This is a genomic window from Stenotrophomonas sp. 22692, from assembly GCF_052045015.1.
Classification (GTDB): domain Bacteria; phylum Pseudomonadota; class Gammaproteobacteria; order Xanthomonadales; family Xanthomonadaceae; genus Stenotrophomonas; species Stenotrophomonas geniculata.
Genome location: NZ_JBQEMR010000007.1, coordinates 110881 through 134144, shown reverse-complemented (window position 1 = coordinate 134144; position 23264 = coordinate 110881). Strand labels below are relative to the sequence as shown.

At 65.7% G+C, this 23264-nt stretch carries 16 protein-coding genes; 8 read left to right on the top strand and 8 right to left on the bottom strand.

Going from position 1 to position 23264, the window contains the following annotated elements; all coding sequences use genetic code 11:
- Positions 1 to 21: 21 nt before the first annotated feature.
- Genes ACTJJM_RS08870 through ACTJJM_RS08860 form a run of 3 tightly spaced genes read left to right on the top strand, consistent with a single transcriptional unit; the run spans position 22 to position 2300 of the window.
- Positions 22 to 1371: a UDP-glucose dehydrogenase family protein gene (locus ACTJJM_RS08870; protein ID WP_010480421.1), complete on the top strand. Its 1350-nt coding sequence runs from the start codon at positions 22 to 24 to the stop codon at positions 1369 to 1371.
- Positions 1364 to 1603: a SlyX family protein gene (locus ACTJJM_RS08865; RefSeq protein ID WP_019337356.1), complete on the top strand. Its 240-nt coding sequence runs from the start codon at positions 1364 to 1366 to the stop codon at positions 1601 to 1603. Before ACTJJM_RS08870 ends, ACTJJM_RS08865 begins: the two co-directional genes overlap by 8 nt.
- Before the next feature lie 10 nt (positions 1604 to 1613).
- Positions 1614 to 2300, top strand: a complete 687-nt coding sequence (locus tag ACTJJM_RS08860) for a DUF2058 domain-containing protein (protein ID WP_019337355.1) — start codon at positions 1614 to 1616, stop codon at positions 2298 to 2300.
- Positions 2301 to 2348: 48 nt separating this feature from the next.
- On the opposite strand, the gene ACTJJM_RS08855 is transcribed toward ACTJJM_RS08860, so the two are convergent.
- The 4 genes from ACTJJM_RS08855 to ACTJJM_RS08840 all read right to left on the bottom strand — a co-directional run bounded on the left by ACTJJM_RS08855 (position 2349) and on the right by ACTJJM_RS08840 (position 8340).
- Positions 2349 to 3536, bottom strand: a complete 1188-nt coding sequence (locus tag ACTJJM_RS08855) for an MFS transporter (protein ID WP_049455476.1) — start codon at positions 3534 to 3536, stop codon at positions 2349 to 2351.
- Between the two features lie 86 nt (positions 3537 to 3622).
- Complete coding sequence (gene metH, locus ACTJJM_RS08850; RefSeq protein ID WP_019337353.1) at positions 3623 to 6307, bottom strand: methionine synthase; 2685 nt, start codon at positions 6305 to 6307, stop codon at positions 3623 to 3625.
- Positions 6304 to 7398 (bottom strand): homocysteine S-methyltransferase family protein, encoded by a 1095-nt coding sequence (locus ACTJJM_RS08845; RefSeq protein WP_010480431.1) that lies wholly within the window; start codon positions 7396 to 7398, stop codon positions 6304 to 6306. The genes metH and ACTJJM_RS08845 overlap by 4 nt, the downstream gene beginning before the upstream one ends.
- 12 nt (positions 7399 to 7410) lie before the next feature.
- Positions 7411 to 8340: an ArsR/SmtB family transcription factor gene (locus ACTJJM_RS08840; protein WP_010480432.1), complete on the bottom strand. Its 930-nt coding sequence runs from the start codon at positions 8338 to 8340 to the stop codon at positions 7411 to 7413.
- A 153-nt stretch (positions 8341 to 8493) separates the two neighbouring features.
- Between ACTJJM_RS08840 and ACTJJM_RS08835 the strand changes: the two genes are divergently transcribed.
- The gene (locus ACTJJM_RS08835; RefSeq protein WP_341927500.1) at positions 8494 to 9642 is read left to right on the top strand and encodes an acyl-CoA dehydrogenase family protein; all 1149 of its coding nucleotides are present in this window, start codon (positions 8494 to 8496) and stop codon (positions 9640 to 9642) included.
- 157 nt (positions 9643 to 9799) lie between these two features.
- Positions 9800 to 10063 (top strand): hypothetical protein, encoded by a 264-nt coding sequence (locus tag ACTJJM_RS08830; RefSeq protein ID WP_019337351.1) that lies wholly within the window; start codon positions 9800 to 9802, stop codon positions 10061 to 10063.
- A 183-nt stretch (positions 10064 to 10246) separates the two neighbouring features.
- On the opposite strand, the gene ACTJJM_RS08825 is transcribed toward ACTJJM_RS08830, so the two are convergent.
- From ACTJJM_RS08825 to ACTJJM_RS08815, 3 genes are read right to left on the bottom strand one after another with little or no spacing between them, the layout of a single operon-like run.
- Positions 10247 to 13420, bottom strand: a complete 3174-nt coding sequence (locus tag ACTJJM_RS08825; RefSeq protein WP_049455474.1) for a multidrug efflux RND transporter permease subunit — start codon at positions 13418 to 13420, stop codon at positions 10247 to 10249.
- Between the two features lie 15 nt (positions 13421 to 13435).
- Positions 13436 to 14704 carry an efflux RND transporter periplasmic adaptor subunit gene (locus ACTJJM_RS08820; protein WP_010480436.1) on the bottom strand — a complete coding sequence of 423 codons (1269 nt, stop codon included), beginning with the start codon at positions 14702 to 14704 and terminating at the stop codon, positions 13436 to 13438.
- Entirely contained in the window at positions 14704 to 15360 is a 657-nt protein-coding gene (locus ACTJJM_RS08815) for a TetR/AcrR family transcriptional regulator (protein ID WP_010480437.1), read from the bottom strand. Before ACTJJM_RS08815 ends, ACTJJM_RS08820 begins: the two co-directional genes overlap by 1 nt.
- 250 nt (positions 15361 to 15610) lie before the next feature.
- On the opposite strand from ACTJJM_RS08815, the gene ACTJJM_RS08810 reads away from it, so the two are divergent.
- The 3 genes from ACTJJM_RS08810 to ACTJJM_RS08800 all read left to right on the top strand — a co-directional run bounded on the left by ACTJJM_RS08810 (position 15611) and on the right by ACTJJM_RS08800 (position 22545).
- Complete coding sequence (locus ACTJJM_RS08810) at positions 15611 to 20587, top strand: NAD-glutamate dehydrogenase (protein ID WP_440865399.1); 4977 nt, start codon at positions 15611 to 15613, stop codon at positions 20585 to 20587.
- Between the two features lie 192 nt (positions 20588 to 20779).
- Positions 20780 to 21553, top strand: a complete 774-nt coding sequence (locus ACTJJM_RS08805) for an NAD kinase (RefSeq protein ID WP_049455472.1) — start codon at positions 20780 to 20782, stop codon at positions 21551 to 21553.
- A gap of 47 nt (positions 21554 to 21600) precedes the next feature.
- A complete protein-coding gene (locus ACTJJM_RS08800) occupies positions 21601 to 22545 on the top strand; it encodes a 5'-nucleotidase (protein ID WP_010480444.1) in 945 nt (314 codons plus the stop codon).
- 134 nt (positions 22546 to 22679) lie between these two features.
- Here the strand turns inward: ACTJJM_RS08800 and ACTJJM_RS08795 are convergent, their stop codons facing one another.
- Positions 22680 to 23231: a DUF2939 domain-containing protein gene (locus ACTJJM_RS08795; RefSeq protein WP_057503344.1), complete on the bottom strand. Its 552-nt coding sequence runs from the start codon at positions 23229 to 23231 to the stop codon at positions 22680 to 22682.
- Positions 23232 to 23264: the final 33 nt, after the last annotated feature.

The following is a 23264-nucleotide window of genomic DNA, read 5'->3' as shown; positions in this document are numbered from 1 at the left end:
CATTCAGGAGCGAATACGGATATGCGCGTTGCGATTTTTGGTACCGGTTACGTTGGACTGGTGACCGGTACCTGCTTGGCCGACGCAGGCCACCAGGTGGTCTGCGTGGACATCGATCAGGCCAAGGTCGATGGCCTCAACCAGGGCATCATCCCGATCTATGAGCCGGGCCTTGAGCCGATGGTGAAGGCCAACCATGCCGCCTCGCGGCTGGCGTTCACCACCGATGCGGCGGCCGCCATCGAGCATGGCCAGGTGGTGTTCATCGCCGTTGGCACGCCCCCGGACGAGGATGGCAGCGCCGATCTGCAGTACGTGCTGGCCGTGGCCCGCACCATCGGCCGGCACATGAGCGTGCCGACCGTGGTGGTCAACAAGTCGACGGTGCCGGTCGGCACCGCTGACAAGGTGCGTGCAGCCATCGCTGAAGAGCTGGCCGCGCGGGGCGCGGACATCGCCTTCGACGTGGTGTCCAACCCGGAATTCCTGAAGGAAGGCGACGCAGTCGCCGACTGCATGCGCCCGGACCGCATCATCATCGGTGCGACCAGCGAGGAGTCGGTGGCGGTGATGCGTCGCCTGTACGCGCCGTTCAACCGCAACCACGACCGTGTGGTGGAAATGGACGTGCGCTCGGCCGAGCTGACCAAGTACGCCGCCAACGCGATGCTGGCGACCAAGATTTCATTCATGAATGAAATCGCCAACATCGCCGAACGCGTGGGTGCCGACGTCGAGCAGGTCCGCCAGGGCATCGGCTCGGACCCGCGCATCGGCTGGCACTTCATCTATCCGGGCGCCGGCTACGGTGGCTCGTGCTTCCCGAAGGACGTGCAGGCACTGGCCCGTACCGCCCAGCAGTATGGCCTGGAGCCGAAGCTGCTCAATGCGGTTGAAGCGGTCAACGATGCACAGAAGGGCCACCTGTTCGCCCTCATCCAGCGCCATTACGACAAGGGCGAGGACGAAGGCGTGCGCGGCAAGACGTTCGCCGTATGGGGCCTGGCCTTCAAGCCGAACACCGACGACATGCGTGAGGCCTCCAGCCGTCGCCTGCTGGCCCAGCTCTGGGAAGGCGGTGCCACGGTGCGTGCCTACGACCCGGAAGCGATGCATGAATCGCAGCGCATCTTCGGTGAGCGCGACGACCTCACGTTCTGCAGCACGGCAGGCGAAGCACTGCAGGGCGCCGATGCACTGGTGGTGGTCACCGAGTGGAAGCAGTTCCGCAGCCCCGACTTCCAGAAGCTGCGCGAGCAGTTGAAGGACGCAGTGGTGTTCGACGGCCGCAACCTGTATGAGCCGGGCGAAGTGGAAGCTGCAGGTCTTGCGTACTACGGCATTGGCCGGGGGCGCTCGTTGCATGTCTGATATGCCCACTGAACGCGAGCAGGCGCTGGAAGCGCGCCTGGTCGAGCTGGAAATGCGCGTGTCCTTCCAGGAACAGGCGCTGGCCGAACTGAGCGATGCGCTGGCTGATGCCCGCATGCAGGGCATGCGCAACGCCGATGTGCTGCGCGTGCTGCTGGAAGACCTGGGCAAGGTCCGCAACGCACTGAATTCTTCTGATCCGGCGAGCGAACCGCCGCCGCCGCACTACTGATCCGAATCCTATGAGCGATACCCTCCGCGACCAGCTGATGGGCCTGGGCTTCAAGCCCGCGCCCAAGCCCGAGCGCAAGAATGATGGCCCCCGTCGTGATGGCCGCCCGCAGGGCAAGGGTGGCAACGGCAATGGAAAGCCGCAGGGCGCAGGCAAGGGCGAGCACAAGCCCGGCGAGCGTCGCGGGCACGGTCATGGTGGCGCGGGCAAGCCCGGCGGGCATGCGCGCGGTGGCCAGGGACAGCAGGGCCCGCGCAAGCCGCGCAGCGCCGAAGAGATGGACCTGGCCAAGGCCTATGCCATCCGCGCGCAGCGGGAGAAGGAAGAGCGCATCGAGACCGAGCGCCTGAAGCAGGAAGAAGCACGCGTTCGCCGCGAGGCGAAGGCCAAGCTGGAAGAACTGCTGAAGGACAAGAGCCTCAACGCCGAGGCGGCGGACATCGCCCGCCACTTCCCGTACGGCGGCAAGATCAAGCGCATCTACGTGACCGCCGAACAGCTGACCGCGCTCAATGCCGGTGAGCTGGGCGTGGTGCAGCTCAATGGCCGCTATCTGCTGGTAACCGCCGACGTGCTGGCGCAGTCCGAAGCGGTGTTCGCCGCCTCGGTGGCGCTGAAGGTCGATCCGGATGCGCCGACCGAGGAAGATCCGTACGCGGACCCGCAGTACCAGGTGCCGGACGACCTGGTCTGGTAACTACACCTGCTGCACGATGAAAACGCCGGGCATTGCCCGGCGTTTTCGTTACCGGGCGCGCGCAATGCTGCGGCGTGCACGGATCAACGGCAGGCTCAGTGCGAAGAAGCACAGCAATGCGCCGACCAGGGCAAACCCGCTCCCCGCCAGGAATGCGGTGCGGCCATCGTCGATCTTCCACAGCTGGCCGGCAATGAGCGCGCCCAGCACGCCGCCGACACCGGACGAGAAACCGTACAGCAGGCCCTGGCCATGGCCGTTGAGGCGGCCCGGGAAATAGGTCGCCAGCATCTGCATGGCTGCGGCGAAGAAGGCAGCAAAGCCGAGCGCATGCGCGGTCTGGGCCAGCAGCATCACCGGCAGGTTCTCCGGGAACAGCGCGGTGACCGCCCAGCGCAGGCAGGAACTGACCAGCGCGATCAGCAGCATCCAGCTGGCGTCGTAGCGACGGAAGAAACGGCCGATGGTGAAGAACACGCCGACCTCGAACACCACGCCGATGGTCCACAGCAGGCCGAGCGTGGATGTGCGGTAGCCGTGATGGTCCATGTAGACCGAGAAGAACGTGTAGTACGGTCCGAACGAAAGCTGCTCCATGAAGGCAGCGAGGAAGAACGCGAGTACCGGAGGGCGGCGCACGATCTGCCAGAAGCCGCTGGCGTCGCCTTCGGTCCGGCCGATGCCGCGCGCGTAGTGATTGCTGAAGGCGGAAGCGACCAGCAGGACGAACAGCGGCAGCATCATCCACGGCAGCAGCCCGGCGCGGCTGGAGGTGCCGTCACCTTCGATCAGCCAGCCGAACAGGGTCACGATGGCGATGAAGCCCAGTGAGCCCCAGACCCGGATCAGGCCGTAGCGATGGCTGTCGCTGCCGAGATGGGTGAGGGTGATCGACTCGAACTGTGGCATTACCGCGTTGTAGAAGAAGCAGAACACCACCATTGCCGGATACATCCACGGCTGCGGCAGAGGAAGCAGGAACGCGGCGAAGCTGATCAGGGTCAGCAGGCAGCCGATACGCAGCAGGCGGATCGGCCGTGGCGAGGCCGCCGCCAGCGAGGTCCAGGTGCTGGGCGCAACCACGCGCGTTGCATACCACAGGCCCATCATCACGCTGATCGCGGTCACGCTCATGCCGCGCGCAGTGAGGAACAGGCTCCAGTAAGGGGTGAACGCACCGAGCGCTGCGTAGTAGAACAGGTAGAAGCTGGAGAGGCGGGCAACGGGGACAGTCATCGCGGAATGATGAAGCAAAAAGGGGACGGAGGGGATTAAGTCGTTTGGGGCACAAACGACTTAATCTCCTCCGCCCCCCTTCTGTGTCATTCGGGATCGTAGTCGAGGTTGGAGGCCAGCCAGCGCTCGGCCTGGGCGCGGTCCACGCCCTTGCGGCGTGCGTAGTCGCCGACCTGTTCGCGGCTGAGCCGGCCGACCACGAAATACTGGCTCTGCGGGTGGCTGAAGTAGTAACCCGATACCGCTGCGGTGGGCAGCATCGCGAAGCTCTCGGTCAACGCCATGCCGGCGTTCGCTTCGGCTTGCAGCAGGTCGAACAGGCAGCGCTTTTCGCTGTGCTCCGGGCAGGCGGGATAGCCCGGCGCGGGGCGGATACCGCGATACTGTTCGTCGATCAGTGCCTCGTTGTCCAGCGTCTCGGCGTGGTCGTAGCCCCAGAATTCCGTGCGTACGCGCTGGTGCAGCCGCTCGGCCAACGCTTCGGCGAAGCGGTCGGCGAGGGCCTTGAGCAGGATCGCGTTGTAATCGTCATGGTCGGCCTCGAAGCGCGCCACGTGGGCGTCGATGCCGATGCCGGCGGTCACCGCGAAGGCGCCGATCCAGTCCTGCTGGCCACTGTCGGCCGGCGCGATGAAATCGGCCAGGCAGAAATCGGGGCGCTCGGCCGGCTTGTCCACCTGCTGGCGCAGGAAGTGCAGCGTGGTCTCGCCCTGTGGGTGCTGCACGCGCACGTCGTCGCCGACGCTGTTGGCCGGCCACAGGCCGAACACGGCCTTGGCGGTCAGCCACTTTTCGCCGACGATGCGCTCGAGCATCGCGCGGGCATCCTTGTACAGATCGCTGGCCTGAGTGCCGACGATCTCGTCGGTGAGGATGGCCGGGAACTTGCCGGCCAGCTCCCAGGCCTGGAAGAACGGCGTCCAGTCGATGTAGTCGACCAGTTCGGCCAGCGGGTAGTCGTCGAATACGTGCAGGCCGGGCTGGTTCGGTGCCGGCGGCGTGTAGCTGTCCCATCCTCCCTGGAATTTCTGCCCGCGTGCATGTTCCAGCGTGACCAGGCGCTTGGCATCGCCGCGATTGCGGTGGCGCGCGCGGATCTCGGCATAGTCGGCCTCGTTGGCGGCAACGAAGGCTTCACGCAGGTCACGCGAGATCAGCGACTGGGCCACGCCGACCGCGCGCGAGGCATCTTTCACCCACACCGTGGGCGCCTTGTAATGCGGGTCGATCTTCAGCGCGGTATGCGCACGCGAGGTAGTGGCGCCACCGATCAGCAGCGGCAGCTCGAAGCCCTGGCGCTGCATCTCGCGGGCGACGTGGCTCATCTCCTCCAGCGACGGAGTGATCAGCCCGGACAGACCGATCAGGTCGGCGTTGTGTTCACGGGCGGCATCGAGGATCTTCTGTGCCGGCACCATCACGCCAAGGTCGACTACTTCAAAGTTGTTGCAGGCCAGGACCACGCCGACGATGTTCTTGCCGATGTCATGCACATCGCCCTTCACCGTGGCCATGATGATCTTGCCGTTGCTCTTGGCGGTGTCGCCGCTGCGCGCCTTTTCCGCTTCGATGTACGGCAGCAGGTAGGCCACCGCCTTCTTCATCACGCGCGCGGACTTCACCACCTGCGGCAGGAACATCTTGCCGGCGCCGAACAGGTCGCCGACCACGTTCATGCCGTCCATCAGCGGGCCTTCGATCACATCCAGCGGGCGGCTGGAGGCCTGCCGGGCCAGTTCGGTGTCCTCTTCCACATAGGCGTCCAGGCCATGCACCAGCGCGTGCGCCAGGCGCTGCGCCACCGGCTTCTCGCGCCAAGCCAGGTCCTCGGTCTTTGCCGCGCCCTTCTTGCCCTTGTAGCGCTCGGCGATTTCCAGCAGGCGCTCAGTGGCGTCGCTGCGGCGGTTGAGGATCACGTCCTCCACGCGCTCGCGCAGTTCCGGCTCCAGCTCGTCGTAGATCGGCATGGCGCCGGCGTTGACGATGCCCATGTCCATACCGGCGGCGATGGCGTGATACAGGAACACCGAGTGGATGGCCTGGCGTACCGTTTCGTTGCCACGGAACGAGAACGACACGTTGGAGACACCGCCGGACACATGGCAGTGCGGCAGCGTCTGCTTGATGATGCGGGTGGCTTCGATGAAGTCCACTGCATAGTTGTCGTGCTCTTCGATGCCGGTGGCGACGGCGAAGATGTTCGGGTCGAAGATGATGTCCTGCGGCGGGAAACCGATCTCGTCGACGAGGATGCGGTAGGCGCGGGTGCATATCTCGACCTTGCGCGCGCAGGTATCGGCCTGCCCGCTTTCATCGAAGGCCATCACCACCGCGGCGGCGCCATAGCGCAGGACCTTGCGTGCGTGTTCGCGGAACAGTGCCTCGCCTTCCTTCAGCGAGATCGAGTTGACCACGCTCTTGCCCTGCAGGCATTTCAGGCCGGCCTCGATCACGCTCCACTTGGAGGAGTCGACCATCACCGGGATACGCGCGATGTCCGGCTCGGACATGATCAGGTTGAGGTAGCGGGTCATCGCCGCTTCCGAATCGATCAGGCCCTCGTCCATGTTGACGTCGAGGATCTGCGCGCCGCTGGCCACTTGCTGGCGGGCCACGTCCACCGCTTCTTCGTAGCGGCCTTCCTTGACCAGCTTGCGGAACTGCGCGCTGCCGGTGACGTTGGTGCGTTCGCCGACGTTGATGAACAGCAGATCCGGGGTAATGACCAGCGGTTCCAGGCCGGACAGGCGGGTGTAGGGCGAGGTGCTCATGCGGCCTGCTGCTCCTGGGAACCGGGCAGGGCGCGCGGCGGCAGCCCTGCCACGGCCTCGGCAATTGCACGGATATGGTCCGGGGTGGAACCGCAGCAGCCGCCGACCAGGTTCAGCAGGCCATCTTCGGCGAAGCCTCGCAGGGTACTGGCCATGTCCTCCGGCGTTTCGTCGTACTCGCCGAAGGCATTGGGCAGGCCGGCATTGGGGTGTGCGCTGACATAACAGCCGGCGACCTGTGCAAGGGTTTCCACGTGCGGGCGCATGGCATCGGCACCCAGCGCGCAGTTCAGTCCGATCGACAGCGGTCGTGCATGCGCCAGCGAGGCATGGAAGGCTTCCGCTGTCTGCCCGGACAGGGTGCGTCCGGACGCGTCGGTGATGGTGCCGGAGATCATCACCGGCAAGCGCGCGCCACGCGCATCAAAAGCCTCTTCCAGCGCATACAGCGCCGCCTTGGCGTTGAGCGTGTCGAAGATGGTCTCGACCATGAGGGTGTCGGCACCGCCGTCGATCAGGCCCTCGATCGCTTCGCGGTAGGTGTCGCGCAGCTCGTCGAAGCTGGTGTTGCGGAAGCCCGGATCATTGACGTCGGGACTGATCGAGGCGGTGCGGCTGGTGGGGCCGATCACCCCGATCACGAAGCGGGGCTTGCCCGGCGTGGTCGCAGCCACTGCATCACAGCAGGTTCGCGCAACCGCGGCACCGGCCTTGTTCAATTCGTACACCAGGTGTTCGAGGTGGTAGTCGGCCTGGCTGACCGACGTGGCGTTGAAGGTGTTGGTCTCGACCAGATCCGCGCCCGCTTCCAGGTAGGCGGTGTGGATGTCGGCGACGATCTGCGGCCGGGTCAGCAGCAGCAGATCGTTGTTGCCCTTCAGGTCATGGCCTTCCGGTGTTGCGTGATCGCAGCCGGGGCCATGCAGATGGTCGTAGCCATCGGCGAAGCGCTCGCCACGGTAATCGTCTTCCTGCAGGCCATGGCGCTGGATCATCGTACCCATCGCGCCGTCGATGATCAGGATCCGCTCGCGCAGGGCGTCGAGCAGGGCGTTGGCACGATCAGGATGCAACCAGGGCAGGGCAGGCATGGCGGTCTCGGCTCAGGGCTTGTTGGCGATCAGTGAAATCACTTCGAAGTGCGGCGGACGCTTTTCGCGGGTGACCGTCTCCAGGCTGGACACCTGCAGGCCGGCCTTGTCGACGAACCTGCGCAGTTCCTTGTCACTGAAACCGAGGTTGACGTGGCCGTAAGCCTCCACTGCTGCCTTGTGCTCGTGGCGGGCGAGGCTGCACAGCAGCAGGCGGCCACCGGGGCGCAGCACGCGTGCGGCTTCGGTCACCGCCTGCGCCGGTTTGCTGGCGTAGGTCAGCGCATGCATCAGCACCACCAGGTCGAAGCTGCCGTCCTTGAACGGCAGGGCATGCATGTCGCCCTCGCGCACTTCCACATTGGGCAGGCGGCGCAGGCGCTCGCTGGCGGCGGCGACCACGCGTGCGCTGGTGTCGATACAGATGTAGCGCTTGGCATGCGGGGCGACGAGTTCGGCCAGCACGCCATCACCGGAGGCAATGTCCAGCACGTCGCCGGTTTCCAGCAGTGGCAGCGCGGTGCGCGCAAGGGCCTCCCAGGTCCGGCCTGGAGAATAGTGGCGCTCCATGTCGCCGGCCACGCTGTCGGCCCAGTTCTGGTCGGAGGCGCGGTGGGCCAGCACGGCGGCGACGCGTTCGGCGTCCTGGCGAAGCAGCGGGTCGTCGCTTCCATTGCTCAAGGCATGCCACAATGCACGCTGCGCCGGGTCCAGCTGGGCCTCGTCGAAGCGGTAATAGGCCGACACGCCGGCACGGCGGTCGCGAACCAGGCCGGCTTCCTTCAGGCGCGCCAGATGGGTGGACACCCGCGGCTGTGCCAGCCGGGTGATCGCCGACAGTTCGGCCACGGTCAGTTCCTCCTGCTCCAGCAGCGCCAGCAGGCGCACGCGGGTCGCATCGGCGAACACCTTCAGGCGGGTCGACCAGTCTTCAAGATCCATAAATATCTACCTATCGCGATATAGAGATATATTCGCTGAGAAGGCCTGCTGCGGTCAAGTCGCTGGCGTACGGAAGCAGCCGGGCCCCGGTACAATCGGGGCACCTGGGCACGCCGTGCGCGGCCCATAACATCATGTACCCGGGAGGGTGTTGTGGATTTCAGCTTTACTGAAGAGCAGTTGATGTTGCAGGACGTTGCGCGGCGCATCGCGCAGGAAAAGATCGCCCCGAGCGCGGAGCACCATGACCGCACCGGCGAGTTCCCGCTGGACAACATCCGCCTGCTGGGCGAGAACGGCCTGATGGGCATCGAAGTGCCGACCGAATACGGTGGCGCGGGCATGGACCCGGTTGCGTACGTGCTGGCAATGGTGGAGGTCGCTGCCGCCGACGCTGCCCACTCGACCATCATGTCGGTCAACAACTCGCTGTTCTGCAATGGCATCCTCACTCACGGTACCGAAGCGCAGAAGCAGACCTACGTGCGTGCGATCGCCGAGGGCGAGGCCATCGGCGCGTTTGCGCTGACCGAGCCGCAGTCCGGTTCGGACGCCACGGCCATGCGCTGCCGCGCCGTGAAGCAGGCCGACGGCACCTTCATCATCAACGGCAAGAAGAGCTGGATCACCTCCGGCCCGGTGGCCAAGTACATCGTGCTGTTCGCGATGAGCGAGCCGGACAAGGGCGCGCGCGGCATCACTGCCTTCCTCATCGATACCGACAAGGCGGGCTTCGGTCGCGGCAAGACCGAACCGAAGCTGGGCATCCGTGCCTCGGCCACCTGCGAGATCGAGTTCAACGATTACGTGGCGCAGGCTGAGGATGTGCTGGGCCAGGAAGGCGAGGGCTTCAAGATCGCCATGAGTGTGCTCGATGCCGGCCGCATCGGTATCGCCTCGCAGGCCATCGGCATCGCCCGCGCCGCCTATGAAGCGACCCTGGAATACGTGAAGGACCGCAAGGCGTTCGGCGCGGCCATCGGCACCTTCCAGATGACCCAGGCCAAGATTGCCGACATGAAGTGCAAGCTGGACGCAGCACTGCTGCTGACCCTGCGCGCGGCGTGGGTGAAGGGCCAGGGCAAGCGCTTCAGCACGGAAGCGGCGGTGGCCAAGCTGACCGCTTCGGAAGCCGCGATGTGGATCACCCACCAGGCGGTGCAGATCCATGGCGGCATGGGTTATTCGAAGGAAATGCCGCTGGAGCGCTACTTCCGTGATGCCAAGATCACCGAGATCTACGAAGGCACCTCGGAAATCCAGCGCCTGGTGATCGCCCGCAACGAGACCGGACTGCGCTGAGTGGAAAGGGCCGCGCCGCTGCAACGGCGGCGCGGCCGGTAGATCCACGCCATGCGTGGATCTACACGGTCTTCTTGGCCGGGCGATACCCGATCTGTTCCAATACAGGTCGTTTATTACGCGGTCTGCAAAGATGATCTATCGAGGTTGGGGATTCATGACGCTGGTGACGCCGATCGCAGCCATCCTGCTGCTGGCGTACTTCTTCCCGCATGAAGGCTCCAAGGGCAACACTCCACTGCCCCAGGTGCTGCTGGGTGCAGGCATCGGCGCAGCGGTGAACGTACTGCTGGGCCTGTGGCTCAATCGTGTGCCCCGGCAGAAGGGCGAGGCCGCACCCCATCACTTCTTCTTCCTGCCGATGCAATGGCCTGCGCTGGCTCTCGTGGTGGTGTGCGTGGTGATTGCGCTGCTGCGCTGAGACGTGGCCCGAACGGCGCCAACCAAGGTTGGCGGCTACCGGGCATGCCGCAGCTCTGGTGATTGCCAGCCGTCGGGCATGTCGTTGCCCTGGTAGATGCCAACCTTGGTTGGGATGCATTCAAAAGCAGAAAAAAGGCCCCGGATCGCTCCGGGGCCTTTCTCGTTTCAGCTCACCACCGGATCAACGATCCGGGCGGTGTGCAGCATCCGCATCACGCTGGCGTTCCATGAACTCCTTGGACGGTTCATCCAGCTTGTCGCCCAGCATGCGGCGCACGACCACGAAGAACACCGGGATCATCAACAGGCCGAGCAGGGTGGCGAACAGCATGCCGCCGATCACGCCGGTACCGATGGCGTGGCGGGAGTTGGCGCCGGCGCCGGTGGAGATCGCCATCGGGATCACGCCCATGATGAACGCGAACGAGGTCATCAGGATCGGTCGGAAACGCAGGCGTGCCGCCTCGATGGTGGCATCACGCAGGGTCTTGCCAGCTGCGCGCTGCTCCACCGCGAACTCGACGATCAGGATCGCGTTCTTCGCCGCCAGGCCGATCACGGTGATCAGGCCGATCTTGAAGAACAGGTCGTTCGGCAGGCCACGCAGCATGGACAGGCCGAGGGCGCCGAGCACGCCCAGCGGCACTACCAGCAGCACCGCCACCGGGATCGACCAGCTTTCATACAACGCGGCCAGGCACAGGAACACCACTACGATCGACAGCACCAGCAGCAGCGTCGCCGCGTTGCCGGCCAGGATTTCCTGGTAGGACATGCCGGACCAGTCGTAGCCGAAGCCGGCCGGCAGATCGTCGTTGACGATGCCTTCCATGGTCTGCATTGCCTCACCCGAGCTGGTGCCCGGTGCCTGCGAGCCGACGATGTTGATCGCCGAGTAGCCGTTGTAGCGGCTCAGCGACGGCGGTGCCGACACCCATTCGGACTTGACCACCGTGTTGAGCGGGATCATCGCGTTGGTGCCATCGGCATTGGTGGTCAGGCTGGACGGGCTGTAGAAACTCTTCAACGACTCCTGGCCGGTGCGGTACGGGCCATCAGCCTGCATGGTCACGCGCTTGATGCGGCCTTCGTAGAAGAAGTCGTTGACGTACACCGGGGCCAGCATCAGCTGGATGGTGCTGTACACGTCCGACACCGACATGCCCATCGACTGCGCCTGCACGCGATCCACGTGCAGCTGCAGCTGCGGCGCGTTTTCCAGGCCGTTCGGGCGCACACCGACCAGGTGGTCCGGTTTCTGCGCGGCCTGGCCGAGCAGGATGTTGCGGGCCTGGGTCAGCTGCTCGTAACCGGCACCGCTACGGTCCTGCAGCCACATGTCGAAGCCACCGAACTGGCCAAGGCCCTGCACGGTGGGCAGGTTGACCACGAAGATCTGCGCTTCCTTGATGCCATAGAACGCGCCGTTCATGTTCTGGATGAACTCCGGCGCGGTGAACTTGCGTTCCTCCCACGGCTTCAGGCGGATGAAGCCCATGCCCACGTTCTCGCCGGAACCGACGAAGCTGAAACCGGCCACCTGCAGCATGCCTTCATAGCCATCCTGCTTTTCCAGGATGCCACGCATCTGCGCGAACACTTCGTTGGTCTGGCCCTTGGTCGAGCCCGGCGGCAGCTGCACGATCGCCAGCGCATAGCCCTGGTCTTCTTCCGGCAGGAAGCTGCCCGGCATGCGGGTGAACAGGAAACCGCACAGAGCGGTCAGCACCACGAACAGGATCATCCAGCGCGGCGCATGCCGCACCGCCGAGGTGATGTGGCCCACGTAGGTGTGGCTGATCTTGTCGTAGTACTTGTTGAAGGTGCGGTAGATGATGTTCGGGTTGTCGTTGTGCGTCGGCTTGAGGAAAGTCGCGCACAGCGCCGGGGTGAAGCCCAGGGCCAGGAACGCCGAGAACGCCATCGAGATGGCGATGGTCAGGGCGAACTGCTTGTAGATCTCACCGGCGGCGCCGCCCTGCAGGGCGGACGGGATGAACACCGCAGCCAGCACGACGGTGATCGCCACCACCGCGCCGGTGATCTGGGTCATCGCCTTCTGCGTGGCCGGCTTCGGCGCCAGGCCTTCCTCGGTCATGATGCGTTCGACGTTCTCGATCACCACGATCGCGTCATCGACCACGATGCCGATCGCCAGCACCATCGCGAACAGGGTCAGCTGGTTGATCGTGAAGCCGATCATCCACATGCCCAGGAAGGTACCGAGCAGGGCCACCGGGATGACCAGGGTCGGGATCAGGGTGGCGCGGAAGTTCTGCAGGAAGATCAGCATCACCAGGAACACCAGGAACACCGCCTCGAACAGCGTCTTGACCACTTCCTGGATCGAGATCTTGACGAAGGTGGTGCTGTCGTACGGCGAGAACCAGGTGACGCCGGCCGGGAAGCTGGGCTGCAGTTCGTCCATCTTGGCGCGCACCGCATCGGCCACGTTCAGGGCATTGGCGCCCGGCAGCAGCTGGATGGCGAAGGCGCCGGTCGGCTTGCCGTTGTACTGGGTGTCGAAGCCGTAGTTGTTGGCACCGAAGGCAACGCGGGCGATGTCCTTCAGCAGCACGCGCGAACCGTCAGCATTGGCGCGCAGGATGATGTTCTCGAACTCCTGCGGCGAACTGAAGCGGCCTTCGGCCGAGACCGTGGCGGTGAAGTGCTGGCCTTCCGGCGACGGGTCCGAACCCAGCGCACCGGCGGCGAACTGCACGTTCTGCGCGCGCACCGCCGCCAGCACCTGGCTGGCCGACAGGCCATAACCCTGCATCTTTTCCGGGTTCAGCCAGATGTTCATGGCGTACTCGGAACCGAACTGCTGCGTGCTGCCGACGCCGGGGATACGCGAGACCTGATCGAGCACGCGCGAACCGACGATGTCGTTCAGGGCGTCACGGTTGATGGCGGGGGTATCGGACTGCAGCGCCACCACCATCAGGAAGCCGGCGTTGGCCTTGGCCACCACCACGCCCTGCTGGGTCACTTCCGAGGGCAGGCGTGGCGTGGCCAGCGAGACCTTGTTCTGCACCTGCACCTGGGCGATGTCCGGGTCGGTACCGGTCTCGAAGGTCAGGGTGATCTGTGCACGGCCGTTGGAGGCGGACGAGGAGCTGAAGTACAGCAGGTGATCGATACCGGTCAGCTGCTGCTCGATCACCTGGGTGACCGACTTCTCCGTGGTGTCGGCACTGGCACCCGGGTAGGTGGCCGAGACGGTGACCTGCGGCGGGGCGATGTTGGGATAGGACTCCACGCCCAGGTTGAGGATCGCGATCACGCCGCTGAGCGAGATCAGGATCGCAACCACCCAGGCGAAGACTGGATGTTCGATGAAAAATTTAGGCATGACGGAAGGTTCCCGTTACTGCTTGTTCGAATCGGTGGCTGCCGGCTTGGCCGCATCGGCCTGCTCGGGCTTGGCCGCGTCGGCCGGTGCCTTGCCTGCGGCCGGTGCCGCGCCCGCCGGAGCGGCGCCGCCTGCGGCAGGCTTGCCGTTGGCGTCCTGCCCCGGGGTCCACGGCTTGGCGACTGCCGGTGCGCCTTCCTTGACCTTCTGCACGCCGGCCACGATCACCTTGTCACCGGCGGCCAGGCCGTCGCTGACCAGCCAGTTGCCGTTCTGCGCACCGTCGGTCTTCACGTTCTTGCGGATGACCTTGCCGTCGGCACCGACCACCATCACGTAGCCGCCGGTGGTGTCACGCAGCAGTGCCTGCTGCGGCACCAGGTAGGCGTTGTTGCGCTCGCCCAGGTTGGCCTGGAAGCTGACGAAGGCACCCGGCAGCAGGATCTGCTGCGGGTTCGGCAGCAGCGCACGCAGCGATACCGCGCCGGTGGCCGGGTCGACCGTGGTCGAAGAGAAGTCCAGCGTGCCCGGCTCGCTGTAAGTGGTGCCGTCGGCCAGCTTGACGTTGACCGTGGCCTTGCCGTCACCCGACAGCGCCAGCGCGCCCTTGGCCTGCTGCGCACGCAGCTGGGTCAGCTCATCCACGCTCAGCGAGAAGTTCACGTACAGCGGGTCGAGCTGGTCGACGGTGGTCAGCAGGGTCACATCGCCCTGGCCGACCAGTGCGCCCTCGGTGACCTGCTGCTTGTTGGCCACGCCACTGATCGGTGCGGTCACTTCGGTATAGCCCAGGCTGATGCGCGAGGAGGTCACCGCCGCTTCGGCCTGCTTGACCGCGGCCAGCGCGGTGCGTTCGGCCGATTCGGCGTTGTCCAGGTCGGATTTGGAGACGAACTGCTGCGGCGCCAGCGAACGGGCGCGGTCGGCGGCCACCTTGGCATTGGCGTAGGTGGCGCGGGCCGAAGCCAGCTGGGCCTCGGAGGCGTTGAGCGAGGCACGCAGCGGCGCCGGGTCGATCAGGAACAGGGGTTGCCCCTGCTTGACCTGGGAGCCTTCCTGGTAGACGCGCTTGAGCAGTACGCCCGGCACGCGCGCACGCACGTCGGCGCTGCGGAACGGCGACAGGCGGCCGACCAGCTCACGCTGCAGCGGCAGGGTCTGCGGCTTGGCGTCGATCACGCCCACCTCCGGCGGCGGGGGCGTCTGCTGTTCCGGCTTCTTGCAGGCAGCCAGCGCGACAGCAACGGCGCACGTCAAGGCAAGGGTGCGGAGTGGGGCGGTCATCAGGAGGAACTCCGGGGTTGGTTTGAAGACGGGGCCGGCGACGGCTGAGGCGCGAAGGCGCGCAGGAAGCTGTCGACGGAGAACTCTGCCCAGCGCCGACGCAGCTGCGCGTCATCACGATGGGGGGTATGGAAGCGCTGTTTGTCGAAATCCTGACCGGCGATCATGCTCAGCAGCAGTTCGGCCATGAAGTGCGGGTCGTCATGCCGGAGCTGGCCTCGCATGCAAACGGTTTCAATCCATTCAGCAAGATGAAGCGTCAGCGCGCCGGCACCATGCCGGTACAGCGTACGCGCCTCTTCGGGAAACTGGGATGCATCGGCGGCGATCAGCCGACAGGCCTGGCCCACGTGCGGTTGGTTGAAGTGCTCCAGAAAGTCGGTGGCGAACTGGAGCAGGCTGGCACGCAGGTCGTCAGTGCGGAGTGCACGAACCATGGCGCCGGTGGCGTGGCCAACGTGGCGCTGCATCACCCGGCGCAGCAGTTCCTGCTTGCTGCCGTAACGCGAGTACAGGGTCTGCTTGGAGCAGCCGGCGTGCTGGGCTACCGCATCCATGCTCATCTGCATGCCCTGCTGGGCCAGCAGCTCGCGCACGGCATCGAACACGCGCTCATCGCGTGCGTCGAGGGCAACGGGGAGGTAGGCCGGATTCACGCGGTGGACTATACCGTCCAGTTCAGGATTGTGGAATCGAATCGGTGTCGCCGCGTGTGTCTTCCGGTAACACGCTTTGCCGATCCTGTCGGCAGTGCTGAAGCGGGCGCCAGCACCATACCGGTGCGAACTGAATAGGCGTCTAAACCGCAGCAAACCCGAATCTGGTTATTCCGTCCTGCAGCAAGGCCTTTTCGTGCGGTAGGGCTACAATTTCATTTTCCCAACTGAGCAAGCGCATCGCTCTGCCATGAAACCGCAAAAAACCGCAGCCAAGACCGTGAAAAACAAGACCAAACCAGCAGAAGCGGAGGTCGCAGTGACCGCTGGTTTCTCCCTGGAGCCGGTGTACACGGCCTTGCGCAAGCGCTACCCCGCGGCCGCACAGGCCGAAGCAGTGGCATTTGCCACTGACTTCTACAAGCGCATGGAGTCGGACGAGTTCCCGCACCACAGCGCTGAAGAGTGGGCCGCTCTCGCGGCTGAGACGCTGGAATTCGCCCGTGCCCGCAAGGCCGGCAAGGCCAACGTCCGCGTGTTCAATCCGACCGCGAAGGCCAACGGTTGGGAGTCGCCGCACACCGTGCTGCAGATCGTCAACGACGACATGCCGTTCCTGGTCGACACCGTCACCATGTCGCTGGCCGAACAGGGCGTGGGTGTCCACGTGCTGGGCCACCCGGTGCTGCGTTTCACCCGCGACAAGGCCGGCAAGCTGGTCAAGGTCGGCGAAGGCGATGCCGAGTCGGTGATGCTGCTGGAGATCGACCGCCAGCCGGCCGACGCCATGGCGGCCATCGAGCAGGCCATCAACAAGGCGCTGGACGAAGTGCGTGCGATCGTGCGCGACTGGCAGCCGATGAAGGACAAGGCGCTGGCACTGGCCGACGACCTGGGCAGCCGCCAGCTGCCGGTTGACGATGCGTCGCGCAATGAAGCACAGGAATTCCTGCGCTGGGCCGCCGACAACCACTTCACCTTCTTCGGCTACCGCGAGTACCGCGTCGAGAAGCAGGGCAAGGAAGAGGTGCTGGCGCCGCTGAACGACACCGGCCTGGGCCTGATGCGCGGCAAGGACAAGTCCGCCGCCCGTCCGGTCAAGACGCTGGCCGCGCAGGGCCTGAACACCACGTCCGGCCTGAAGGACGCGCTGATCCTGACCAAGACCAATGCCCGTTCGCGCGTGCACCGCGCCGGTTACATGGACTACATCGGCGTGCTGGAATTCGACGCCAAGGGCAAGATCATCGGCGAGCAGCGCTTCCTTGGCCTGTTCACCTCCAGCGCGTACAACCGTCGCCCGTGGGAAATCCCGCTGGTGCGCCAGCGCCACGAGCACGTGATGAAGCAGTCCGGCCTGGCTCCGGCCAGCCACAGCGGCAAGGCCCTGCGCCACATCCTGGAAACCCTGCCGCGCGAAGAACTGTTCCAGTCCAGCGAGGACGAACTGTTCCGCACCGCGATGGGCGTGCTGGGCCTGCAGGAGCGCGTGCGCAGCCGCCTGTTCCTGCGCCGCGACAAGTACAGCCGTTTCATCTCCGCGCTGGTCTACCTGCCGCGCGAGCGCTTCAACACCGACGTGCGCCTGCGCATCGAAGCGATGCTGAAGGACGCGCTGCACGGCGAGTACGTGGACAGCTCGGTGGTGCTGGGCGAATCGCCGCTGGCCCAGGTGCACCTGATCGTGCGCCCGAAGCCTGGCGAAATGCTCGACGTCGATACCGCCGAACTGGAGCAGAAGCTGGCCCAGGTGCTGCGCAACTGGCAGGACGACCTGCGCGAAGCGCTGGTGTCCCGCCATGGCGAGACCGAAGGCCTGCGCATCGCCGCCCGCATCGGCAAGGCGTTGCCGGCCGGCTACATCGAAGACAACAGCACCGCAGTTGCCGCCAACGATGTCAGCCAGCTCGACGCCCTGACCGGCCCGGACGACCTGCGCCTGAGCCTGCAGGCCGTGCCGCGCGAAAGCGGCGATGGCCTGCGCCTGAAGCTGTATCGCCAGCTGGACGACATTCCGCTGTCGGATGCGCTGCCGATGATGGAAAACATGGGCCTGCGCGTGATCGCCGAGCGTCCGTACCGCCTGTCGGTCGACAACGCGCCGGTGTACGTGCAGGACTTCGAGGTCGAATCGACCGCCGGCGCGATCGATGCCGCCAGCGTCGATGAAGCCTTCGGCGAGACCTTCGCCCGCGTCTGGCACGGCGATGCCGAGAACGATGGCTTCAACCGCCTGGTGCTGGCTGCCGGCCTGCATTGGCGCCAGGTCGCCATGCTGCGTGGCTACTGCAAGTACCTGCTGCAGACCGGCGTGCCGTTCTCGCAGGCCTACGTGGAAGGCACCTTCGCGCGCTACCCGCTGCTGGCCCGCCTGCTGGTCGAGCTGTTCGAAGCACGCTTCGATCCGGCCACCGGCCACGAGAGCAAGGACGACATCGCTGCCGGCCAGGCCCAGCTGAAGGCCCACTTCGATGTGCTGGCTGCTGGCGACGACGCCACCCTGAAGGTGCTCAAGACCGTGGTCGACGCCCGCAAGGGTGACCGCGACGCACAGATGCAGGCTGCGCGCGATGCGCTGCTGAAGCTGATGGACCGCGTGTCCAGCCTGGACGAGGACCGCATCCTGCGCTCGTTCATGGGTGTGATCGACGCGACCCTGCGTACCAGCTACTACCAGACCGATGCCAACGGCCAGCACGGCCATGTCATCAGCTTCAAGTTCGATTCGGCGCTGGTGCCGGACCTGCCGAAGCCGCGCCCGTACCGCGAAATCTTCGTCTACGGCCCGCGCGTTGAAGGTACCCACCTGCGCTTCGGCGCCGTGGCCCGTGGTGGCCTGCGCTGGTCGGATCGTCGCGAAGACTTCCGTACCGAAGTGCTGGGCCTGGTCAAGGCGCAGATGGTCAAGAACACCGTCATCGTGCCGGTCGGCGCGAAGGGTGGCTTCTTCGCCAAGATACCGCCGGTGAATGGCGATCGCGATGCGGTCTTCGCCAACGGCGTGGCCTGCTACAAGCTGTTCATCCAGGGCCTGCTGGACATCACCGACAACATCGTCAACAACAAGATCGTGCCGCCGGTGGATGTCGTGCGCCACGACATGGACGATCCGTACCTGGTGGTGGCGGCCGACAAGGGCACCGCGACCTTCTCCGACATCGCCAACGGCCTGGCCATTGCGCACGGTTTCTGGATGGGCGATGCATTCGCCTCCGGTGGTTCGGTCGGTTACGACCACAAGGGCATGGGCATCACCGCACGCGGTGCGTGGGAGTCGGTCAAGCGCCACTTCCGTGCGCTGGGTCGTGACAGCCAGAGCCAGGACTTCACCGCGGTCGGCGTCGGCGACATGTCCGGCGACGTGTTCGGCAACGGCATGCTGCTGTCGCGCCACATCCGCCTGGTCGCTGCATTCGACCACCGCCACATCTTCCTGGACCCGAACCCGGATGCGGCCACCACGTTCGTCGAACGTGAGCGCCTGTTCACCGTGCCGCGTTCGAGCTGGGCGGACTACGATGCCAAGCTGATCAGCAAGGGCGGCGGCATCTATCCGCGCAGCCTGAAGTCGATCGAGATCACCCCGCAGGTGCGTGAAGCGCTGGGCCTGGACGACAACGTCAAGGCGCTGTCGCCGAACGATCTGATGAGCGCGATCCTGAAGGCACCGGTCGACCTGCTGTGGAACGGCGGCATCGGTACCTACGTGAAGGCTGCCAGCGAGCAGCACAGCGATGTCGGCGACCGCGCCAACAACGCGCTGCGCGTGAATGGTGGCGAGCTGCGCTGCAAGGTAGTGGGCGAGGGCGGCAACCTGGGCATGACCCAGCTGGGCCGCATCGAAGCCGCGCAGGCTGGCGTGCTGCTCAACACCGACTTCATCGACAACTCGGCCGGTGTCGACACCTCCGACCATGAAGTCAACATCAAGATCCTGCTCAATGATGTGGTGCGGGCCAAGAAGCTGACCGTCGAGCAGCGCAACAAGCTGCTGGCCTCGATGACCGATGAAGTCGCAGAGCTGGTGCTCAACGACAACTACCGCCAGAACCAGGCGCTGAGCCTGATGGAGCGGATGGCGGTCAAGCGCCTGGGTTCCAAGCAGCACTTCATCCGTACCCTGGAACAGCAGGGGCTGCTCGACCGCCAGATCGAGTTCCTGCCGTCCGACGCCGAGCTGTCCCAGCGCAAGGCACGTGGCCAGGGCCTGACCCGTCCGGAACTGTCGGTGCTGCTGTCCTACTCCAAGCTGGTGGCGTTCGCCCAGCTGCTGGATTCGGACATCCCGGAAGATCCGTACCTGTCCAAGGAACTGCAGCGCTACTTCCCGACCCCGCTGCAGAAGAAGTACGCCGACGCGATGGAGCGTCACCGCCTGAAGCGCGAAATCATCGCCACGGCCGTGACCAACCAGACCATCAACCGCATGGGCGCTACCTTCCTGATGCGCATGCAGGAAGACACCGGCCGTTCCATCGCCGAGGTCGCCAAGGCCTACACCATCAGCCGCGAAACGCTGGATGCACGCGCGCTGTGGGCGCAGATCGATGCCCTCGACGGCAAGGTGCCGGAGTCGGTGCAGATCGATGCGCTGGAAGTGATCTGGAAGCTGCAGCGCTCGTTCGTGCGCTGGCTGCTGTCGCGCCCGGGTGCGATGCCGGGCATCACCGAAGCGGTCAACCGCTACCAGGGTCCGTTCAACGACATCCGCGTTGCTTCGGGTGTGCTGCCGGATTCGCAGCGTCCGACCTACGAAGCCCTGGTGGCCGAGTGGAAGGAGAAGGGCCTGCCGTCCGCACTGGCGCAGCAGTTGGCCGAACTGCACTTCCTGGAGCCGGCGTTCGACATCATCGAACTGGCCCGCACCCGCAAGCTGAAGCCGGTGGACGTGTCCAAGGTCCACTTCCGCCTGGGCGATGCCCTGCAGCTGCCGTGGCTGTTCGAGCAGGTCGACGCGCTGGAGGTCAACGGTCGTTGGCACGCCGTGGCACGTGGCGTGCTGCGTGACGAACTGGCGGCCAACCACCGCAACCTGGCTGGCCAGGTGCTGGGCACCAAGGGTGGCAGTGCTGAAGCCAAGGTCGCTGCCTGGATGGGCCGTGACGACAACAGCCTGCGCTTTACCCTGGCGATGCTGGCCGAACTGGCCGAGCAGAAGACCCTGGACTACCCGACCGTTTCGGTCGCGGTGCAGCGCCTGGGCCAGCTGGCTGCCCACGGCGCGTAACTGAAGTAGTGCCAGGCCACGCCTGGCATGTGTGAACCGGAACGGCCCCGCGAAAGCGGGGCCGTTCTGTTTCCGCCTGTTTTTCTGCGATCACTGACCCGACGCCGGCCATCGATCTGTCATCCGCCCCGCGAGGTCCAACCCCCGGCGCTCGGTTATGCTCTCCCTCATGCCTTCCCCCCGGATCCACCGATGAGCGACACCCCCCGCATCGCTTTCCTGGCCAGTACCACCGAGCCCGCGCAGATGGCCCGCGCGGCCATGGTGTCGCGCTATGGCGACTACACGCCCGAGCAGGCCGATGTACTGTGCCCACTGGGCGGCGATGGCTTCATGCTGCAGACCCTGCACCGGCATGGACACCTGGGCAAGCCGGTGTTCGGCATGAAACTGGGCACGGTCGGCTTCCTGATGAACCAGTATCGCGGCGACGAAGACGTGCAGGCGCGCATCGCCCGTGCCGAGCCGGCCAACCTGCGCCCGCTGGAAATGGTCGCGCTGACCGAATCGGGCACCAGTACCGGTTCGCTGGCCTACAACGATGTCTCGCTGCTGCGGCAGACCCGGCAAGCCGCGCATATCGGCATCGACCTGAACGGCCAGGAGCGCGTGGCTGAACTGATCGGCGACGGCGTGCTGGTGGCCACCCCGGCCGGCAGCACCGCCTATAACTATTCCGCGCATGGCCCGGTGCTGCCGCTGGGCTCGCACACCATCGCGCTGACGCCGTTGGCGCCCTATCGCCCACGGCGCTGGCGCGGCGCGATCCTGAAGGCGGATACCGAAGTGCGCTTCCGCGTGCTTGATCCGTACAAGCGTCCGGTCAGCGTGACCGCCGATTCGCACGAGACCCGCGACGTGGTCGAGGTGACCATCCGCGAGTCGAAGGACCGCCGCGTGACCCTGCTGTTCGACCCGGAGCACAATCTGGAAGACCGGATCCTGAGCGAACAGTTCGTTTTTTGAGGACAATAGGCGGCCGGCCTTGCCGACCGCTTGAAGGACCCCCACCGATGGGCGACAACTCCCCCCGTTTGCTGACCGTCGCGGTGACCTCGCGCGCGCTGTTCGACCTCGAGGAAAGCCACGCGTTGTTCGAGAGCGATGGCGTGGCGGCCTATGCCGAGTTCCAGCGTCAGCACGAAGACGACATCCTCGGCCCGGGTGTGGCGTTCCCGGTGGTGCGCAAGCTGCTGGCGTTGAACCAGGGCGCCAGCCCGGAGAACCCGCGGGTCGAGGTCATCCTGCTGTCGCGCAACTCGGCCGATACCGGCCTGCGCATTTTCAACTCGATCCAACACTACGGCCTGGGCATCATCCGCGCGACGTTCACCGCCGGCGAGCCGACCTGGCCCTACGTGAAGCCGTTCGGCACCGACCTGTTCCTGTCGGCCAACCCGGAATCAGTGCGCAGCGCGCTGCGCCATGGCATCGCTGCGGCCACCATCCTGCCCAAGCCGCCCGGCGAAACCGCCGCGGCGGCAGCCGATCAGATCGACATCACCCGCCCGGCCGGGCAGCTGCGCATCGCCTTCGACGGTGATGCGGTGATCTTCGGTGATGAGAGCGAGCGCATTTCGCGCGAGCAGGGCGTGGAAGCGTTTGGCCGCCACGAGCGCGAACGTGCCCGGGAACCGCTCAGTGGCGGCCCGTTCCGCGGCTTCCTGTCGGCCCTGCATACGCTGCAGGAAGTCTTCCCGGCCGGCGAAAGCGCACCGATCCGCACCGCATTGGTGACCGCACGCTCGGCACCGGCGCACGAGCGGGTGATCCGCACCCTGCGCGAGTGGGGCGTGCGCCTGGATGAGGCGCTGTTCCTCGGCGGCCGCCACAAGGGCCCGTTCCTGCAGGCGTTCGGCGCCGACATCTTCTTCGATGATTCGCAGCACAACATCGACAGCGCCCGCGAGCATGTGGCCGCCGGCCACGTACCGCACGGCGTCGCCAACGAAGGCTGAAGCCATGCCGGGTAGGTGCCGACCTCGGTTGGCACTGCCATGCATCGGCGCCCACCAAGGTGGGCATCTACCAGAGCCGCATGCCCCGGTAGTTGCCAACCTTGGTCGGCATCGCCCTCCGGCCCCGGGTGCGATCAAGGGCTGCCCGACATCCCCAGCTGCAGGTCCACCACCTTCCAGCGCAGGCCCTGCGGCTCCAGCACGACCTTCATCGGCGGCTGGCCGGGGCCGCGATCGACATCGATCACGAAGCGGTCCAGCGCTTCGAAATGATGCTCGGCATGCTTCAGCGGTCGCGCCGGCTCGGTCGGGCCGAAGGCATCGCCGCCCTGCAGTTCATTGCGGCCGCGCTTCCACAGCACGTGGCCCTGCAGCATCGCGCCGATACCGGTCGGGGTCACCATGGTGTCCACCGCGGCACCGCCTAGCTGGTCGCCCAACCCATACAGCAGGGCACCGAAGGGACTGGCCGCCACATCCGGGCCGGCCTGGCGCACCAGGTAGTCGTTGAGCTGCGCCCGCAGGCTGCTGCGCACGCGCGGGAAATCCACATAGCGCTCCAGGCGTGCGGTGTCGCGCTGTTCAATGGCCTGGGACAGCCCGCGCACGGTCATGTAGGGGCCACCGAACCACCAGGCGGCCAAGGCCAGGACCAGCAGCACAACGAGTACAGTGAGTTTCTTCATGCCGCACAGACTGCCGCAACCGCAGCGGCATGG

Coding starts and splice junctions, on each gene's coding strand:
- ACTJJM_RS08870 (WP_010480421.1), top strand. CDS start 22: ATGCGCGTTGCGATTTTTGGTACCGGTTACGTTGGACTGGTGACCGGT.
- ACTJJM_RS08865 (WP_019337356.1), top strand. CDS start 1,364: ATGTCTGATATGCCCACTGAACGCGAGCAGGCGCTGGAAGCGCGCCTG.
- ACTJJM_RS08860 (WP_019337355.1), top strand. CDS start 1,614: ATGAGCGATACCCTCCGCGACCAGCTGATGGGCCTGGGCTTCAAGCCC.
- ACTJJM_RS08855 (WP_049455476.1), bottom strand. CDS start 3,536: ATGACTGTCCCCGTTGCCCGCCTCTCCAGCTTCTACCTGTTCTACTAC.
- metH (WP_019337353.1), bottom strand. CDS start 6,307: ATGAGCACCTCGCCCTACACCCGCCTGTCCGGCCTGGAACCGCTGGTC.
- ACTJJM_RS08845 (WP_010480431.1), bottom strand. CDS start 7,398: ATGCCTGCCCTGCCCTGGTTGCATCCTGATCGTGCCAACGCCCTGCTC.
- ACTJJM_RS08840 (WP_010480432.1), bottom strand. CDS start 8,340: ATGGATCTTGAAGACTGGTCGACCCGCCTGAAGGTGTTCGCCGATGCG.
- ACTJJM_RS08830 (WP_019337351.1), top strand. CDS start 9,800: ATGACGCTGGTGACGCCGATCGCAGCCATCCTGCTGCTGGCGTACTTC.
- ACTJJM_RS08825 (WP_049455474.1), bottom strand. CDS start 13,420: ATGCCTAAATTTTTCATCGAACATCCAGTCTTCGCCTGGGTGGTTGCG.
- ACTJJM_RS08820 (WP_010480436.1), bottom strand. CDS start 14,704: ATGACCGCCCCACTCCGCACCCTTGCCTTGACGTGCGCCGTTGCTGTC.
- ACTJJM_RS08810 (WP_440865399.1), top strand. CDS start 15,611: ATGAAACCGCAAAAAACCGCAGCCAAGACCGTGAAAAACAAGACCAAA.
- ACTJJM_RS08805 (WP_049455472.1), top strand. CDS start 20,780: ATGAGCGACACCCCCCGCATCGCTTTCCTGGCCAGTACCACCGAGCCC.
- ACTJJM_RS08800 (WP_010480444.1), top strand. CDS start 21,601: ATGGGCGACAACTCCCCCCGTTTGCTGACCGTCGCGGTGACCTCGCGC.
- ACTJJM_RS08795 (WP_057503344.1), bottom strand. CDS start 23,231: ATGAAGAAACTCACTGTACTCGTTGTGCTGCTGGTCCTGGCCTTGGCC.